Origin of the sequence: Lacinutrix sp. Bg11-31, assembly GCF_002831665.1 — a bacterium.
GTDB lineage: Bacteria > Bacteroidota > Bacteroidia > Flavobacteriales > Flavobacteriaceae > Lacinutrix.
Map to the genome: position 1 here is coordinate 1,882,408 of NZ_CP025118.1, position 17,786 is coordinate 1,900,193.

The window sequence follows — 17,786 nt, forward strand, 5'->3', positions numbered from 1 at the left end:
TTAAATTTCCTATTTATCGTTAAATTGCATAGACATAACTAAGCCAGTTCACTTAAACTAATATTTTGGTATTAAAACCTATAAATTAGTATAATAGAAGGCTTTTTCTAATTTTTGACAAGCTATTTATTCAACTTAAATTAATTCTAACAAACAAATGTTTATATCTATTGTAAATAACCTTTACAAAACCATAGAAACCTTTAGTTAACTATTGTTACTTTTTGCCATAAGTATTTATGAGAAGACTAATTATTCTTTTATGCTTTATATTACCCTACACTGCTTTTTCACAAAATGAAGAACTAGAACAACCGAATATGGAATTAACTTTCCAAAAAACAGACTCCACGAAAGTTGAAACTTCTCTTGAAATAATAAAACTACTTTACGACGCTAAAGACTACAATAATGCTTTAAAACAGATTAAAGCTACCGAAGCGTTATTTGAAAATTTAAAGTACAAAAAAGGACTTGCCAATATTTCCTACTACAAAGGATTGATTTTTAATAAAGAAGGTGATTACTTAAATGCTTTTAATCAATTTAACAAAGCAAAAAAAATATTTAGCATACTTAAAGACTCATTATCACTTGCTAAAGTAAAAAACCAATTAGCTGTTTTAGAAATTGAGTATGGCAATTATAAAAAAGGCCTAAAATATGCTCATGATAGTATTGATGAATTAGAAAAAGGGGAAGTAAATGACGATTTAGCTTTCGGCTATCGAAATTTAGCAAAGGCATACCAAAACAGTGGTGAAATTGAAAAAGCTATAGATTACGCTCTAAAAAATTTAGAGGTTGAAGAACACGTTAATAATACTAATAGTATAATTGAGTGTAATATTAATTTAGCAAGATTAAATTTAATAAAAAAAGACTATCCAAAATCAATACTTCATTACCAGAAAGCGCTTGCTAATGTTAAACCATACGACCAAAAACTTAGAGCACGTATTCTTCCAGAATTAGGAGGTGTGCATATAAAAACTAAAGAATACAGAACTTCTACAAAGTATTTATTTGAAAGCTTAGAATTAAACAAGCAATTAGATAATGAACAAGGCATATTAAAGTCCCTTAATCATTTAGGCGAATTAAACATATTGAATAATCATTTTAAAACTGCTGAAGAACAATTATTAGAAGCAGGTTATTTAGGAAGAAAGATTGACGATAAACTTGAGTTATTAGAAAGCTATAAGCTTATGAAGGCTTTAGATTCTACAAAAGGAAGATTTGAGAAAGCTTTTGCTTGGCAAAGAGAATACAATAAAGTAAAATCGAAATTAGATGCCGAAAAACAAAAACAGAACAACATTATTCTTGAAGAAAAACCTCTTAGTGAAATAGAAACAATACCCAATGAAACTGTAAAAAACACAACCTCTATTAATATAGTAGATGTTGAAAGCAAAAGAAAACTAGACCGTTTAAAGTTGATTTTTTATGCCGTTTTAGCCGCTTTTGCTGTTCTTTTAATATTCTTTGTTTTATTTTATTTAAAACGAAGTAGTAGAGTAAAATATACTAAAGATCTTGAGGATAAAAACCAAAAAATAAAATTGCAAAATGAAGCAATCTTAGAACAAAGTAAGCACTTAGAAAGTACTAATAATGTTAAAGACAAACTGTTTTCTATTGTTTCTCACGATTTAAAAGATTCGCTAACCTCCACAAAAGGCTTTATTGATTTACTAAAAGATGGCCAATTATCTCAAGAGGAGTATAATAGCTTGTTACCAGAACTGAGTGAAAACGTAAATAATGCTTCACTTCTACTATTCAATTTACTTAATTGGTCTAAATCACAAATGCAGTCTTTAGAACCAAAACCTTCTTTATTTGACATACAAGAAGTGTTTCACGAAAAAATAAAATTAGTAGAGCGAAAAATACAAAGTAAAGGCATTGTTTTAAGAGATATAACTATTGCAGATGTTGTTTATGCAGACAGAAGTATGGTAGAAATAATTATTCAAAACCTATTAGCAAACGCTGTTAAGTTTTGTGTAAAAGGAGATACTATTACTATAGCCAACAGTATGGGTATTAGTAGTGGAACATTTAGTATTTCAGATTCCGGTGTTGGTATTACTGTAGAAAACCAGCACAAGTTATTTGGTAGCAATACATTTACAACTGTTGGAACTGACAACGAAAAAGGAACTGGATTAGGCTTAACTATTTGTCGAGAATTGGTAGAACTTAATCAAGGTCGTATTTGGGTAGATAGTGAACTAAATGTAGGCAGCACCTTTTTTGTAGAGCTGCCTAAATCTAGAACTAAAAATCCTGTAAATACTTGAACTACACCTTTGGTAGAAATACCTCTGCCATCATACAGCGTGCACTCCCTCCACCACAAGTTTCAATAGTTTCTAAAGAGCTTGATAATATTTCGCAATGCTTTTCTAAGCTTTTTATTTGAGCTTCAGATAAAGAATTGTAAGCTGCTTGACTCATTACTAAATATAATTTATCGTCTTTACCTTTTACTTGTAACATGTTACCAGCAAAGTTTGCCATTTGAGATTCAGTAATTTTTATTATTTCTTTACCATCCTCCTTAAGATTATTGATTACGTTTTTGCGTTCCTTTTTATCGTCTATAGTATCTAAACAAATTACCGCAAATGTTTCGCCTAAACACATCATTACATTTGTGTGATATATAGCCATACGCTTACCATCTACTGTTTGGTTAGCTGTAAAAACAACTGGAGTGTATTCGAAATCTTCGCAAAATTCTATAAACAAACCTTCGTCTGCTCTAGGTGATAAAGCACAATACGCTTTGTCATTTACACGATCTAATAGTAAACTTCCAGTACCTTCTAGAAACACACCTTCATCCTCTGCTGCAGTATAATCTACAATGTTATTTATTTTAAATCCTTCTTTTTCCAAACGCATAAAAACCTCGTCGCGTCTTTCTTTTCTTCTGTTTTCTGCAAACATAGGATATAGTCCTACATTTCCATTTTCATGAAAACTCATCCAATTGTTAGGAAAAATAGAATCTGGAGTGTCTAATAATATATCGTCTTGCTCCACAACAACATTAACACCTACAGCTCTTAATTTCTCTACAAAAGCATCAAATTCTTCTTGCGCTTTTGCATTAATTTCAGCATTTTTTATATCTAAATTTTCTTGAAAATAGTTGTTAATTGCTGTTTGTTCGTTCATTCTAAAACTGATTGGACGAATCATTAATATAGTATTTGTTGTTTGTTGCATTATTTGTAATTTTTAGAGTGTAAAAATAAAGAATATGTAAATCATATATTCTATTTTTCATAAAATTATATATCTCTTATTTTTTAAGACGCTTTCTTACAAAAAAGAATGTAACTAATCCTATAATTAATAAAGGCCACAAATTAATTAAAACAACAACAAATGATTTTATATACCACCAACCGTTAGCAAAACCTTGCTTTGTTTCATCCCAAAAAGTTTTAGTGTATGTTTCTGGTTCTGCTTTATACTCTACAGGCTCATATAAATCTATTTGTATTGTGCTAAAAGCTACTTTATTTGTTAGGTATTTTAATCGTCCTTGGGCAGATTCTATTTCCTCTTGAATAATACGTAGCTTATCTTCTGTCAACAATATATCCTCTACCGTTTTAGCATTTTTACGCAAGATAGTTTCGTAACGTGCTTTTACTTCTAATTTTGTTTTTAGTCTGGTTTCAATATCTATATATTCTTCGGTAACATCTTTAGTTGTAATGTTTTCATATTCTACAAAATCTACAACAGTGTTTACTGAGTCCATAACGGTATCAAAATACTTTTGAGGTACTTTAATAGTAAATCTATTTTCCTTTTTATACAAATCGTTTTGGAATCTTAAATCAGAAATATAAGCACCATGCTTTTGCGCTATTATTTTAATTCGACGTGTAGCGGTCACTATATTTTTCACCTTATATCTCGAAGAAGCTGTTTTAATAATCTTTAAATTTAAAGGTACATTTGTTTGGTTAGAATTTAATTTATAAGTCATTTCTTTCTCTTCAACTATCTCATAACTTTCAGAAACTTCTACAGCATCAGCCATTACAAATTCTTTATAGCTACTCTGTTTGCATCCATACATAAATATGAACATTATTATTACTGAAATTTTTAATCCGTTTTTTACTCTCATTGCTTTCATAATTTTATATTTTTAAGAATTACTAAAACAAACCTATTACCATTAACCGTTTTTCTTTTGAAAAACTCTTGTAAAGTATTTGTAAAACATTTTACAACATATAAACCACTAACTACTAGATAGATATAATAATTTGAATAACAAAGACCAACATCTTTTTAACCACTTAAAAAAAGCTATCGAAGCTACTTTTTTAAAAAACAACAGCTGTAATTCTCCTATTACAGATTGGAAAGGTGAAGACATAACTATATTTCAAAACGACTTATTCGATAAAGTTAAAGGAAAGGTTAGTGAAAAATGGTTTTATACATACATTAAAAATGAGCCTAAAAAACTACCAAGAATAGATGTCTTAAACTTACTAAGTACTTATGTAGATTATAAAAATTGGAATGCTTTTAAAGCAGAAAATACTTTTATGGAAACATCTGCTAAAAAGAAAAAAATATCAAAATTATGGTTTCTATCTCCTTTACCTCTTTTGCTACTTTTATTCACCATTGATTCTAGAAACACTTTCGAATTTTGTTTTATAGATGCTATTAAAAATGAAAACATCACCTCTATTCCATTAGATATAAAAATATTACAGGATAACGAGTCTCCAATGCATTATAAAACGGATAGCTTGGGTTGCTTTTTATTTAAAACAAAAAACGACATTATAAAATTTGTAGTACAATCTCCTTACCATAAAACAGATACCATAATTAGAAATATAAACTCTAATTACAACCAAATTGTAAAAGTAAAACCAGATGATTATGCATTAATGCTACATTACTATGCGAATGGTAATATTAAAGATTGGAAAGCACACATAAAAAAATTAGATTTACTCATAGCCAATGATGCCAAAATTTACAGGCTTTTTAAAAACAAAATGGACATTGAGTTATATTCTAAAGATGAGTTTATTAGAATATTAACAATACCAACAAAAAGCTTAAAAAAGATAGAAATTTTAGATAAATCTATAGAAAACGGAAAAATTGGAACTCTAAAATTTATAATAAAATGAAAAAATCCCTCTATATTTTTATTGTATTAATTATGGTTTCTTGCAAAAATAAAACCGTAAAAAGTTCTAGTGAAATGGAACAAGTTACTGAAGACGTGAGAATGGATCTGGAACTTGAGGAATTTTATGTTCCTGAAGAAACAACTACTAATAATAAAACCGAAACTTTTGAATTTAAAGAATTAACAACTGAGAAACTTCAAGAATTATACGATGTATTAACGTTAATACAAAAACATCCTAAATTTAAAGACTCTCTAACATCACAATTAAAAACATTCACAAAAGATAGCTTAGCAGTACCAAAAAGCTTAGAAATTACAATAGATAGTTTAAGACTAAAAGGAAGCGTATTAAAACCCAACGATTCTACACAAAAAATGAAACTATTATATAATGTAACATCGAAAAACAATAAAACTCAAGATTCCATTTGGGCAGAAATCACCTTTAAAACAATAAACGTGGATGGTAAGCAAATGCAATCGAAGAAACTAAAGTTTAATAAAATTAAGTAATATGGAATTTGTATCTCATTATTTACAAAGCGAACGACTGCTTGGCCTAAGCGTTGGAGTTTTTGGTTTCTATTTCTGTAGGTCTATTTTTTATAATATCAAAACCTCAATTTAAGGTTTTGATATTACCATGCTTATACTTGGAACTATAGAAACTGGTGTATTTATTACAGGTTATTTTCTCGTAAACAATACAAACAATGTAAATAGTAAACTAGAAACATATCAAGAGTCACCTAAAGACTACCTCGAAAAAGACAAGTTGATTATAGACAAAAACCTAAAATTTTTCTTTATTCTAAAATGCATATATGCTATGCTTTTCTTTGTTTTAGCTATTATTCAATCTAAAACAGATATTAAATCTATATCCTTTGGAATTTCAACTGCCTTAATGATTCATTTTGCAATGGCTACCATTATAGACACATTTGGAGAACGCTACACTAAAATTTATAAAAAGGAAATAGTAAAATCCTTAAAAAACGAAACTACTTCCACTTAATATTACAACCTATACTTGGTTTTTGGTTTTCTAAAGGTGCTTTATTATTTAATACTGCATCTATAGCTTCACGCAAGTCTTTTCCTGTAACTGGAATCCCATTTCCAGGTCTAGAATTATCTAACTGCCCATGATATGTTGCTTTTAAATTAGCATCAAACACATAAAAATCTGGAGTACAAGCTGCGTCATAAGCTTTAGCTACTTCCTGAGTTTCATCGTATAAATAAGGGAAAGGATATTTTAAATTAGCTGCAACATGCTTCATTAATTCTGGTCTGTCTTGAGGATAAGTCGCTTCATCATTACTACTTATAGCAATAAACCCAATTCCTTTCTCTTGGTAATAGTTAGCAACTTTTACCAATTGCGCATTTACATGTACTACAAATGGACAGTGATTACATATAAACATTATTACAGTTCCTTTATCTCCTGTATAATCTTGAAGATTCATTAACTTACCTGTAACAACATCTTGTAAAGAAAATTCAGGTGCAAGTGTTCCATTTTCGAAACTATTAGATTCTGTTAAAGCCATGTTTTTTATTTTAAATTTAGTTATGAAACTGATAATGAGGAACTTTAAATACTTAGAGACAAATAACATCTAAAAAAGCTAAACTGATAATTATTTTTACGATTTTATACCAATTTATTTGAGTTATCAAATAATTATTGCTTTATTCGTAAATATTAATAGCAACCCTTAAACATTATCCCTTAAATGAAGTATTCCCTAATACTCCTGTTCCTTTTTGTTACCTCTTTTATTTCAGCTCAAAACAATGATAGTAATTTATTACAAGTCACGCGTTATAAGATACATCCAACAGAATTAAATATTCAAAATGATGTTGAAACTGAAAAAATAAATCTTAAGATTTATTATCTAAAAGACGGAAATATTACTGAAGACTATCGTTATTTTAAACCAAAGAAAAATGAAATTTTGTTTTTCTACGGAAACGACATGGCTACAAACACCACTCAAATGTACTTTAAAGCAGATGATAGTTTAATGCGTATTTACAAGCAAAAAGACTTCAATAAACTTATGAAAGTTGTTAAAATATTAGAATACAATGTGTTTCCTCTAGAAGCTAATTTCTCTAGTATGGATGCTTATACTGCTTTAGCAGAACTTTAAAAGAAATCTTAATAACTAATATTTCTATTTAGTAACTGGTTCTGCGTATAAATCGAAATCTGCAGCTTCAGTAACTTTTACTGTAGTATATTCTCCTGTTTTTAAATAGGTTGTTGTTGCATTAATTAGCACTTCGTTATCTACATCTGGAGAATCGAATTCTGTTCTTCCAACAAAGTATTCGCCTTCTTTTCTATCGATAACTACCTTAAACTCTTGACCTATTTTTTCTTGATTTAATTCCCAAGAAATCTGAGATTGAATTTCCATAATTTCATTAGCACGATCTTGCTTAACATCTTGAGGCACATCATCTACTAAATTAAATGCATGTGTGTTTTCTTCATGAGAATATGTAAAACAACCTAAACGTTCAAAACGCATCTCGCGAACCCATTCCCTAAGTTCTTCAAAATTCTCTTGTGTTTCTCCTGGATAACCAACAATTAATGTTGTTCTAATTGTCATGTCTGGAACAGTTGCTCTAAATTCTTTAAGCAACTTCGTAGTTTTTTCTTTTGTAGTACCACGACGCATACTTTTTAATATAGAATCGCTAATATGTTGTAATGGTATATCTAAATAGTTACAAATCTTAGGTTCGCGGTTCATAATATCAAGCACATCCATAGGAAAACCTGTTGGGAATGCATAATGTAAACGAATCCACTCGATACCTTCAACTTTTACTAAGTTTTCAAGTAACTCGGCTAAGTTTCTTTTTTTGTAGATATCTAATCCGTAATACGTTAAATCTTGAGCTATAAGTATTAATTCTTTTACTCCGTTTGCTGCAAGTTTTTCTGATTCAATAACTAAGTTTTCAATAGGCGTACTTTTATGCTTTCCTCTCATTAACGGAATAGCACAAAAACTACAAGGTCTGTCGCAACCTTCAGCAATTTTTAAATACGCATAATTTTTAGGTGTTGTTGTTAAACGCTCACCTATTAGTTCGTGTTTATAATCTGCACCTAAAGCTTTTAATAAACCTGGTAATTCTGTAGTTCCAAAATATTGATCAACGTTTGGAATATCTTTTTGTAACTCTGGTTTATACCTTTCAGAAAGACAACCAGTAACAAATACTTTGTCTACATCACCATCTTCCTTTTTCTGCATGTACTCCAAAATGGTATTCACACTTTCCTCTTTGGCATTATTAATAAAACCACAAGTATTAATCACAACAATATTTCCTTCTTGCTCATGTACAACATCTTTACCGCTAGCTTTTAGTTGTCCCATTAACACTTCGCTGTCGTAAACATTTTTACTACAACCAAGAGTTATTACATTGATTTTGTTCTTCTTAAGTGACTTAGTACGCATATCTTAATTTTGGATTGCAAAGATACGTAATGATTTAAGATATATGAATAATAGTGAAACATTAAACTTTTAGTTTTCTTTATAGTCTAATTACAAAACCACTGTCTATGAAAGTTTTAATACCGTCATTTTATTTAATACTCTTTCTATTAATTAGTAACTGTAGTACAAACGAAACAGTAATTGAAGATGTTACAGAAATAGAATCTGTTTATTTCCCAACAGTTGACGGCACTAATTGGGAAACAAAATCTATAAATAGCTTGAATTGGAATGAAAGCCAATTACAACCACTTTTAGATTATTTAGAAGAAAAAAACACCAAAGGTTTTATTGTGCTCCACGATGGTAAAATTGTTATAGAAAACTATTTTAATAATCATGATATTGAATCTAACTGGTATTGGGCAAGTGCAGGCAAAACACTAACAACAGCCATTTCTGGAATTGCCCAACACGAAAATCTAATAAATATTAACAATAAAGTATCTGATTATTTAGGCACAGGATGGACAAGCGCTTCAATAGAAAAAGAACAATTAATAACTTGTGAAAATTTATTGTCCATGACCACAGGTCTTGATGATAGTATTGGAGATTCGGTTTTACCAGAAAACTTACAATATGTTACAGACGCAGGAGAAAGATGGGCATACCATAATGTCTATGTAAAAATGCAAGATGTAATTACTCAAGCAAGTAACCAAAGTTGGTCTAACTATTTCAATACAAAACTTAGAGACAGAATAGGCATGACTGGAGCTTGGATTCCTTTTAGTGACTTAAGTGTGTACTGGAGTAATACAAGAAGTATGGCGCGTTTTGGTTTATTAATGTCTGCAAATGGAAAATGGGAAACGTCTCAAATTATTCCAGAAAACTTTATAAATGAAGCAACATCCACTTCTCAAGACATTAATAGAGCTTATGGCTATTTATGGTGGCTAAACGGAAAAAATACATATCATTTACCACAAAGTCAGCTTGAATTTAATGGAGAGTTAATTCCTAATGCACCTAGCGATATGTTTGCAGCTTTAGGTAAAAATGATCAAAAAACATACATAGTCCCAAGCAAAAAACTTGTTATTGTTAGAATGGGAGAAGCTGCAGACAATTCTAATTTTGCACTCTCTACTTTTGATAATGATTTATGGGAGAAAATTAATTTACTAATTGATTAATCACGTTCATTAAAAGGAACAATAACATCTTTTTCAAGGTAAGTTTTCAAACCTTTTAGTAATAATGCCCAGCAATAAGAAGTGTTTCGAAAATGATGATTATTTTCTTGCCAATTAGTATGTGTAAATTCTACCAAAGTACCATCTTCGTGCTCTTTTAATTCGAAACCAAAAGTTGTTGGATTCCAATCGTCATCAGCTTTTGTTGTTTTTAAATAGAATGATTTGTTTAATCTAACTTCTAAAACTTTAAAGTACCAATTGTATTGGTCTGTAAAATTGAGGTTATAATCTGCGTTTATTTCGGGTTTCCCTGAAGATTTTAAAGTCCACCAATTGTTTAAATGCTCTGGTTGTGTAAAAGCATTAAACACGTTTTCTTTTTTTGTTTTAATTACAACATCGTGAAATATAGTATGACTCATAAAGTAAAACTATGAAATTTTAGTTTAATAGATTGCCACGCACTTTGTGTCTTATAATGACACATAAAATACTATTAACACAATAATTAATAAGATTACTGCTTTCGCAGGAATTTATTACTTAAAAAACGAGTCCACAAATTCATGCTTGTTAAAAACTTGCAGGTCCTCAATACCTTCTCCAACACCAATATATTTTACAGGAATTTGAAATTGGTCACTAATACCAATTACAACTCCTCCTTTTGCTGTTCCATCAAGTTTTGTAACTGCTAAAGAAGTTACTTCTGTTGCTGCTGTAAACTGTTTTGCTTGCTCGAATGCATTTTGACCCGTAGAGCCATCTAAAACAAGTAAAACGTCGTGTGGTGCATCTCCAATTACTTTTTGCATAACACGTTTTACTTTAGTTAACTCATTCATTAAGTTAATCTTATTATGTAAACGTCCTGCTGTATCAATAATAATAACATCTGCATTTTGAGTAACTCCAGATTCTAAAGCATCGAAAGCTACACTTGCTGGATCACTTCCCATATCTTGTCTTACCATTGGCACTTCTACTCTATCTGCCCAAACCTGTAATTGTTCAATTGCTGCTGCTCTAAACGTATCTGCTGCTCCTAAAACCACGTTTAAGCCTTGCTTTTTAAACTGGTATGCTAACTTACCTATGGTTGTTGTTTTTCCTACTCCGTTTACACCAACTACCATTAATACATAAGGTGTTTTTGTTCCGTCTGCTTGAGGTGCCAATTTAGGAATGGTATATTCTGTCTCTTCTCCAGAATTGGTTTTACTTAATAATCCTGCTATTTCTTCTCGAAGGATTTTATTAAGTTCGTCTATTCCTAAGTATTTATCTTTTGCTACACGCTCTTCTATACGTGTTATTACTTTTAGCGTTGTATTTACTCCAACATCGCTAGAAACTAACACTTCTTCAAGATTATCTAAAACGTCTTCATCTACTTTAGATTTTCCTGCTACCGCTTTACTTAGTTTACCTAAAAAACTTGTGCTTGTTTTCTCTAGACCTTTGTCTAAAGTTTCCTTTTTTTCTGAAGAAAATATTTTTTTAAAAAAACTCATTACTATTTGTTGTTTGTTGTTGAGTTGTGAAGTTGATACTTCACATTATTTCAGCGTTAGGGATTAAAGCCGCTCGACTATTCCTCAATAGTCTTAACCTTTTTGCTCTTTCTGCAAAAGATATAGCGGAAAGCCCGACCTTTAGGTAACGCCATAATTATAATAACAATAGTTAAGCCTTTTTTACAAAACTGCTACTTTGTCATATTAATGTAAAGAAACTGAATATTTTTGAATTATTTAAGATATTTTGTTATTCCACAAAAAATCCCGCTATAAAAACGGGATAATTTAAGTATTATGCAACTAAAAAAGCCACTCTCTAAAAGAAAGTAGCTTTAATAAAAGTATATAAGAAGTTAACTTATTTCTTGTTTAAGAAATCTGCTACTAATTCTGGTGCCATGATTTTTTCAACAAACATGTAAGCTCCTGTTTTTGGAGACTTTTCCATTCTGATTGCTTTTGATAATCTTTTTGACGATGTCTGTAAAGACGCAACGGTTTTCTTTGCCATGGTTCCTTATTATTTAATTTCTTTATGAACAGTCATTTTCTTCAAGATTGGATTAAATTTCTTAATCTCCATTCTATCTGGTGTGTTCTTTTTATTCTTAGTTGTAATATAACGAGAAGTTCCTGGTTGTCCAGAATCTTTGTGCTCTGTGCACTCTAATATTACTTGTACTCTGTTTCCTCTTTTTGCCATTTTCTTATTCCTTTATAGCTTGGCTATTATTTTATAAATCCTTTAGCTCTTGCATCTTTTAACATTGCTACAATCCCAATCTTGTTGATTGTTTTTAAAGCAGAAGTAGAAACTTTTAAAGTTACCCACTTATCTTCTCCAGGTATGAAGAAACGTTTTTTGATTAAATTAGCATCAAACGTACGTTTAGTTCTATTCTTTGCATGCGATACGTTGTTTCCAACCATTGCTTTCTTTCCTGTAAGTTCACAAACTCTTGACATTACTTATAACTTTAAATTGTTATTAAAATTCGAGGTGCAAATATAGGGAATGTTTTAGTATTGACAATCTGTTTTTTGTCAATTTTTAAAAATTTCTTTTTGAAGCTGCTCTAAAGCCTTATTTACTGCCTTGTTTATCACTCTTGTACGGTTATTTCCAAGCTCAAATTTTTGAGAAAAAACACCTTCTTTTGTCGCTAATGCAATAAAAACAGTTCCAACTTCTGCATCTGAATCTCCTTTTGTTGGTCCTGCAGTGCCTGTTGTAGAAATTGCGTAATCACTTTTATATAATGCTCTACATTTTACTGCCATTGCTTCGGCAACTTCTGCGCTTACTACAGAATACTTCTTTATTAAGTCTGTAGAAACGCCTAAAACATCAACTTTAGTTTGGGTTGCATAAGTAATCATTCCGCCTTTAAAAAAGGAGGATGCTCCTGCGTGTTGCGTGAATGTTTCTGCTAGTTTTCCTCCTGTACAACTTTCTGCAATGGCTAACGTTTTGTTCTTTTTAGTTAGCTGCTTTGCAATTAACACTTCTATATCTCCATCTTCTTCGAAGCCTACAAAGACGTCTTCTATTAATGGCAAAACAGTTTTAATCTGTTTTTCTATTTCAATATTTAATGCTTGCTCATCGAATCCTTTACCAGAAAGCCTTAATCTTACTTTTCCTAAATTTGGTAAGTAAGCCAACTTAATATAATCTGGTAAATTATCTTCCCAAGATTCTATTTTTGCTGCCAATCTACTTTCTCCCATTCCATACGTTAGTAATGTTCTATGCAGAATAAATGGTCGCTTGTATTTTATTGTTAGCTTTGGAAGTACTTCTTCTTCCATTAATGCCTTCATTTCGAAAGGCACGCCTGGCATTGATATAAATACTTTGCCGTCTTTTTCAATCCATATTCCAGGAGCACTACCAACCAAATTCATCAATACTTTTGCTTTTGTAGGCATAAATGCTTGATCTAAGTTTACTTGTTGCATAGGCTGCTTTACATGATCTCGCCACAGTTTTTCTATATTTTCTGTTACTAAGGCGTTTCTAACTAAAGTATCGTTAAAATATTCGCAGATGGTATGTTTTGTAATGTCGTCTTTGGTTGGACCTAATCCTCCTGTAACAATAATAATATCTGCATTTTCTTCGGCTTCAGCCAATGCTTTTAAAATATGTTGTTTATCGTCTTGTACGGATGTTATTTGGTAAACAGAAACACCAATGCTATTGAGTGCTTTACCAATAAATGCCGAATTAGTGTCTACTACTTGCCCAATGAGAATCTCGTCTCCAATGGTAATAATTTCGGCTTGCATGTATTATGTATTATAAATTGAAATCAGACTTAATTTCGTTTGCCGCTTTTTCTACAGCTTCTAAAACGTCTGCTAATTGAGAAGAAACATCTTCATTCTCTTTTTCTAGTTTTCCCCAATCTTGAACAACAATTAGTTTATCAAGAACACCTAATTCGAAAACATCGATTGTAGGCTTCATTTTATGCGCTGTTTGGTAGGTCTGAAGAAAATCACCACTTTCTACAGCTTCTTTTAAAACTATAGCATCTGCAGGCACTTCTTCTAAAAAAGTTTCAGCTAAAGCTAAGATAAACTCTTCGTCACCTTCTGCTAATTCTCTTAATCTGTGTAGTTTGTAGTGTTCTTCCATTTACTTAACTGTTATAGAAAATAACTGCTTATCCTCTATGAATCCTTTTAGTTTATCATTAGCAACAACCTTGCCAACTCCTGCTGGAGTTCCCGTAAATATAATATCTCCAATCTTTAAAGTAAAATATTTTGAGACATATTCTACAATTTCGTCAATTTTCCACAACATTAGGCTTGTATTTCCTTGTTGTACAATGTCGTCGTTCTTTTTTAAACTAAAACCTAAATTGTTTAAATCTTTAAATTCTGTTTTTGGCAACCAACTACCTATTACTGCTGACCCATCGAAAGCTTTAGCTTTTTCCCAAGGTAAACCTTTTGCTTTTAATTGTGCTTGTAAATCTCGTGCTGTAAAGTCGATTCCTAGACCTATTTCGCTATAATATTTATGTGCGAATTTTTTATCGATATATTTTCCAACGCGATTAATTTTTACCAAAACCTCAACTTCATGATGCACATCGTTAGAAAATTCTGGTATAAAAAACGGTTGTTTTTTTAATAAAATTGCAGTGTCGGGCTTTAAAAACACAACAGGATCTGTTGGTTTTTCGTTTTCCAACTCTTTAATATGGTCTGTGTAATTTCTTCCTATGCAGATTAGTTTCATGGCAAATTTTTAATTTGTCATTCCCATGAAAATGGGAATCTTATTATATTAATGCAATTTTAAAATTGGATTCCTACCTTCGCAGGAATGACAGAGAAATTAAATCTTATTATTGAAGGCTCTTAACTTGATAGCTGTCAATACTTTTTTAGTATAAAGAGGGAAATCGGCATTTAAAAGCCAACCAAAGTAACCTGGTTCTTTATCTAAAACATCCAATACTTTTTTATTTTTATGCTTTCCAAAAGAAAAACACTCTTCTCCATCTTCGTTAAAATTAATAAAACCTGCGAAATCGGCAAACTTTTTATGCACGCTAAACTCTGCTAAAAACTTAGTATCGTTTTCTAATTCTTCGTAACGGTCTAATTGTGCTTTTAACACTTCGTAAGTTGCTAATGTATCAGCTTCTGCAGTATGTGCGTTTTCTAAACTTTTATCGCAGTAAAATTTATAAGCTGCTCCAAGTGTTCGTTTTTCCATTTTATGAAAAATAGTTTGCACATCTACAGCAACTCTTCCTTTCATATCAAAATCCATTTCTGCACGAAGCATTTCTTCTGCTAATAATGGAATATCGAAGCGGTTAGAATTAAATCCTGCCAAATCACAATCTTTAGTCATTACACTAATCTCTTTTGCTAATTCCTTAAATGTTGGCTCGTTTGCAACACGCTCGTCTGTTACACCATGAATAAGTGAAACTTCTGCTGGAATTGGCATTTCTGGATTTACCAACCATGTTTTACTTTCTTTATTTCCGTTTGGAAACACCTTTAAAATCGAGATTTCAACAACTCTATCTTTAGAAATATTAATACCTGTAGTTTCTAAATCGAAAAAGCAAATTGGTTTTGTGAGATTTAATTGCATGTAATTGTTAATTTTGCACCAAAAACTGGTGCGATTTATGCAAATATAAATGTATTATATTATTTTTACTTTGATATCAATTATAAATATGAAGACATACCTTACTCTAATAACTTTCTTGCTACTTACATTAAATAGTTTTGCTCAAAACGATCATAAATTCGTTAAACTTTCCGAAGAAAAAAAAGGCAAACGCCTTACGCTCTACGTTACAAATACAGATTCTATTTCTTACGATATTTTCCTAAAAGTAGATACCAAAGATTATAGACGTAGTAGCAACAGGCCTATTATTAGAAATATTGCTGCTAACAGCAAAATAAAAATAATGACACTTATTCAACTAACAGAAACAGAAGGCAACTACGACTCTGTTTTTATTGTTAATGAAGTTGCTTACGCTTTAGATTTAGAAAAAGATTTTGAAGTTTTAGAGTTTAAATTAGATCGCGCTATTAAAGACCAGAAAGTAACAATTTTTACTAAAAACGACTGTGTTATTTGCCCAGACACCAAACGTATTTTAGAGAACAATAAGATTGCTTACACAGAGTATAATATCGATAAAGACAGTACCATTTATCTTAAAATAATTAAAGAATTTCAAGCAGATAAAAAGAACCGTTTCGAAAACCGCATTCCACTTTTAAAAATAGAGAGTGAGGTTTATAATAATATTTCGAGCGTTGAAGATTTTATTGGTGCTTTACGTGAGGCTTTTAACTAAGCTTTAATTATTTGAAAATATACACCTCAAAAATAATAAGATTTAATAAATGAAAGATTTAAAAAGTAAAAAAGCAATAATTACTGGAGGCGGAAGAGGATTAGGAAAAGCGACAGCCATTGCTTTTGCAAAGGAAGGAATAGACGTGGCTATAACAGGAAGAAATGAAACCGTTTTAAAAGAAACCGTTTTAGAATTAGAATCGCTTGGAATTAATGCTACCTATTCTGTTTTTGATGTTAGTAATTACGAAGAAGTAAAAACTGGTATAAAAAATATAATAAACACATTTGGTACTGTAGATATTTTAGTAAATAATGCTGGAATTGCTGCCTTTGGTTCGTTTAACGATATGGATGTTAAACAATGGAGCCAAATTATACAAACCAATCTTATGGGAATGTATTATGTAACTAAAGAGGTTTTACCTTATTTAATAGAAAAAAATGAAGGTGATATTATTAACGTATCTTCTACTGCTGGATTAAACGGAAATGCCACTACTTCTGCCTATTCTGCTTCTAAATTTGCAGTAATAGGAATGTCGGAATCTTTAATGAAAGAAGTACGTAAAAACAATATTAGAGTTTGCACATTAACACCAAGCACAATAGCGTCTGACATGTCTGTATAATTAGGTATTGCAGATAAAGACTCTCAAGACAGTGTTTTACAACCAGAAGATTTTGCAGAGCTTGTAGTTGCAGGTTTAAAGTTACCTAGAAGAGCTATGTTAAAAAGTGTAGCATTATGGTCTACAAATCCATAATTTTATTATTTATTAAATAATAGAGAAACGTTTATTTTAGATATTTAAGCAAGACTCACTTTATCAAAAAAAATAGTCGACCTTCGTTTAATCTCGAAATTTCGGGAATAAAAACATTGACAACAGTTTTAAGACATGAAAATAAAAATTCTAAAATCAAATATTCAACTTGAAAACGATAGAGTCTTACTTCTTCCTTTTACCGATGAAAGAAATGAAGAACTTAAAGACATAATTTTCGATAAAGAAATTTGGGAATTTATGGGATCGAACATAAATAATGAACAAGGTTTAAAAAACTATATAGCAAAAACGATTAAGGACAAAAACAACCGTCTTTGCTATCCTTTTTTAATTATCGATAAAGAAACTAATAAAGTTGCAGGTTGTACAAGGTACGGAAACGTAGATGCTGCAAATAAAAAATGTGAGATTGGTTGGACTTGGTTTGGAACAGATTTTCAAGGCACAGGACTAAACAAAGCTGCTAAGCATGAATTATTACAATTTGGGTTTGAAACTATTGGGTTTAAAAGAATACAATTTAGTGTCGATAGCAAAAACATAAAAGCGCAAAGAGCAGTAGAAAAACTAGGAGCGCAAAAAGAAGGTGTTTTTAGAAATAACAACGTCGCACCAAGTGGAGACAGCAGAACCGATATTTATTATAGTATAATAAAAGACGAATGGCAGGCTTTAAAAGATGAAATTTTTCCTGAGTTTTTAGTTTATTAAGAACAAGTATATTGTA

General features: G+C 30.7%; 21 protein-coding genes and 1 pseudogene. 9 read left to right on the plus strand and 13 right to left on the minus strand.

Translation table 11 applies throughout. The features are described from left to right. Positions 1-320: 320 nt before the first annotated feature. On the plus strand, positions 321-2,312 hold the full coding sequence (locus CW733_RS08480; protein WP_232730338.1) for a tetratricopeptide repeat-containing sensor histidine kinase: 1,992 nt from the start codon (positions 321-323) through the stop codon (positions 2,310-2,312). Position 2,313: 1 nt separating this feature from the next. Here the strand turns inward: CW733_RS08480 and ctlX are convergent, their stop codons facing one another. Further along, the gene (gene ctlX, locus CW733_RS08485) at positions 2,314-3,246 is read right to left on the minus strand and encodes a citrulline utilization hydrolase CtlX (RefSeq protein WP_100996788.1); all 933 of its coding nucleotides are present in this window, start codon (positions 3,244-3,246) and stop codon (positions 2,314-2,316) included. 76 nt (positions 3,247-3,322) lie between these two features. Then, entirely contained in the window at positions 3,323-4,174 is an 852-nt protein-coding gene (locus CW733_RS08490) for a DUF4349 domain-containing protein (RefSeq protein ID WP_100996789.1), read from the minus strand. A 133-nt stretch (positions 4,175-4,307) separates the two neighbouring features. On the opposite strand from CW733_RS08490, the gene CW733_RS08495 reads away from it, so the two are divergent. The 3 genes from CW733_RS08495 (at position 4,308) to CW733_RS08505 (ending at position 6,221) form a co-directional block, all read left to right on the plus strand. Next, positions 4,308-5,198, plus strand: a complete 891-nt coding sequence (locus tag CW733_RS08495; protein WP_100996790.1) for a hypothetical protein — start codon at positions 4,308-4,310, stop codon at positions 5,196-5,198. Then, entirely contained in the window at positions 5,195-5,716 is a 522-nt protein-coding gene (locus CW733_RS08500) for a hypothetical protein (protein WP_157811562.1), read from the plus strand. Before CW733_RS08495 ends, CW733_RS08500 begins: the two co-directional genes overlap by 4 nt. A gap of 130 nt (positions 5,717-5,846) precedes the next feature. Continuing rightward, positions 5,847-6,221, plus strand: coding sequence for a hypothetical protein (locus CW733_RS08505; protein WP_100996792.1), 375 nt, complete (start codon positions 5,847-5,849; stop codon positions 6,219-6,221). On the opposite strand, the gene CW733_RS08510 is transcribed toward CW733_RS08505, so the two are convergent. Beyond that, on the minus strand, positions 6,208-6,762 hold the full coding sequence (locus tag CW733_RS08510) for a thioredoxin family protein (RefSeq protein ID WP_100996793.1): 555 nt from the start codon (positions 6,760-6,762) through the stop codon (positions 6,208-6,210). The genes CW733_RS08505 and CW733_RS08510 overlap by 14 nt on opposite strands. A gap of 186 nt (positions 6,763-6,948) precedes the next feature. Between CW733_RS08510 and CW733_RS08515 the strand changes: the two genes are divergently transcribed. After that, the gene (locus CW733_RS08515; protein WP_100996794.1) at positions 6,949-7,371 is read left to right on the plus strand and encodes a hypothetical protein; all 423 of its coding nucleotides are present in this window, start codon (positions 6,949-6,951) and stop codon (positions 7,369-7,371) included. A gap of 24 nt (positions 7,372-7,395) precedes the next feature. Here the strand turns inward: CW733_RS08515 and rimO are convergent, their stop codons facing one another. Continuing rightward, a complete protein-coding gene (gene rimO, locus CW733_RS08520; RefSeq protein ID WP_100996795.1) occupies positions 7,396-8,703 on the minus strand; it encodes a 30S ribosomal protein S12 methylthiotransferase RimO in 1,308 nt (435 codons plus the stop codon). Between the two features lie 107 nt (positions 8,704-8,810). Here rimO and CW733_RS08525 point away from each other — a divergent pair, with 107 nt between their 5' ends. Continuing rightward, complete coding sequence (locus CW733_RS08525) at positions 8,811-9,887, plus strand: serine hydrolase (RefSeq protein ID WP_100996796.1); 1,077 nt, start codon at positions 8,811-8,813, stop codon at positions 9,885-9,887. Here CW733_RS08525 and CW733_RS08530 read toward each other — a convergent pair. The 9 genes from CW733_RS08530 to CW733_RS08570 all read right to left on the minus strand — a co-directional run bounded on the left by CW733_RS08530 (position 9,884) and on the right by CW733_RS08570 (position 15,539). Next, complete coding sequence (locus tag CW733_RS08530) at positions 9,884-10,312, minus strand: SRPBCC domain-containing protein (protein WP_100996797.1); 429 nt, start codon at positions 10,310-10,312, stop codon at positions 9,884-9,886. The two genes, CW733_RS08525 and CW733_RS08530, sit on opposite strands and share 4 nt — an antisense overlap. Positions 10,313-10,429: 117 nt before the next feature. Then, positions 10,430-11,404: a signal recognition particle-docking protein FtsY gene (gene ftsY / locus CW733_RS08535; RefSeq protein ID WP_100996798.1), complete on the minus strand. Its 975-nt coding sequence runs from the start codon at positions 11,402-11,404 to the stop codon at positions 10,430-10,432. 364 nt (positions 11,405-11,768) lie between these two features. Continuing rightward, on the minus strand, positions 11,769-11,921 hold the full coding sequence (locus CW733_RS08540; protein WP_083476345.1) for a DUF4295 domain-containing protein: 153 nt from the start codon (positions 11,919-11,921) through the stop codon (positions 11,769-11,771). 9 nt (positions 11,922-11,930) lie between these two features. Further along, entirely contained in the window at positions 11,931-12,113 is a 183-nt protein-coding gene (gene rpmG, locus CW733_RS08545; protein ID WP_055448831.1) for a 50S ribosomal protein L33, read from the minus strand. A 26-nt stretch (positions 12,114-12,139) separates the two neighbouring features. Beyond that, positions 12,140-12,376: a 50S ribosomal protein L28 gene (gene rpmB, locus CW733_RS08550; RefSeq protein ID WP_055448832.1), complete on the minus strand. Its 237-nt coding sequence runs from the start codon at positions 12,374-12,376 to the stop codon at positions 12,140-12,142. A 78-nt stretch (positions 12,377-12,454) separates the two neighbouring features. Further along, the gene (locus CW733_RS08555) at positions 12,455-13,702 is read right to left on the minus strand and encodes a competence/damage-inducible protein A (protein WP_100996799.1); all 1,248 of its coding nucleotides are present in this window, start codon (positions 13,700-13,702) and stop codon (positions 12,455-12,457) included. A 10-nt stretch (positions 13,703-13,712) separates the two neighbouring features. Further along, positions 13,713-14,054 (minus strand): Hpt domain-containing protein, encoded by a 342-nt coding sequence (locus CW733_RS08560; protein WP_100996800.1) that lies wholly within the window; start codon positions 14,052-14,054, stop codon positions 13,713-13,715. Continuing rightward, entirely contained in the window at positions 14,055-14,666 is a 612-nt protein-coding gene (locus CW733_RS08565) for a fumarylacetoacetate hydrolase family protein (RefSeq protein ID WP_100996801.1), read from the minus strand. It abuts the gene before it with no gap. Positions 14,667-14,765: 99 nt separating this feature from the next. After that, the gene (locus tag CW733_RS08570) at positions 14,766-15,539 is read right to left on the minus strand and encodes a 3'-5' exonuclease (RefSeq protein WP_100996802.1); all 774 of its coding nucleotides are present in this window, start codon (positions 15,537-15,539) and stop codon (positions 14,766-14,768) included. Between the two features lie 88 nt (positions 15,540-15,627). Between CW733_RS08570 and CW733_RS08575 the strand changes: the two genes are divergently transcribed. The 3 genes and pseudogenes from CW733_RS08575 to CW733_RS08585 all read left to right on the plus strand — a co-directional run bounded on the left by CW733_RS08575 (position 15,628) and on the right by CW733_RS08585 (position 17,770). Then, a complete protein-coding gene (locus CW733_RS08575) occupies positions 15,628-16,266 on the plus strand; it encodes a glutaredoxin domain-containing protein (protein WP_157811563.1) in 639 nt (212 codons plus the stop codon). Positions 16,267-16,315: 49 nt separating this feature from the next. Next, positions 16,316-17,035: pseudogene (locus tag CW733_RS08580) on the plus strand (3-ketoacyl-ACP reductase). A 135-nt stretch (positions 17,036-17,170) separates the two neighbouring features. Further along, complete coding sequence (locus CW733_RS08585; protein ID WP_100996804.1) at positions 17,171-17,770, plus strand: GNAT family N-acetyltransferase; 600 nt, start codon at positions 17,171-17,173, stop codon at positions 17,768-17,770. Positions 17,771-17,786: the final 16 nt, after the last annotated feature.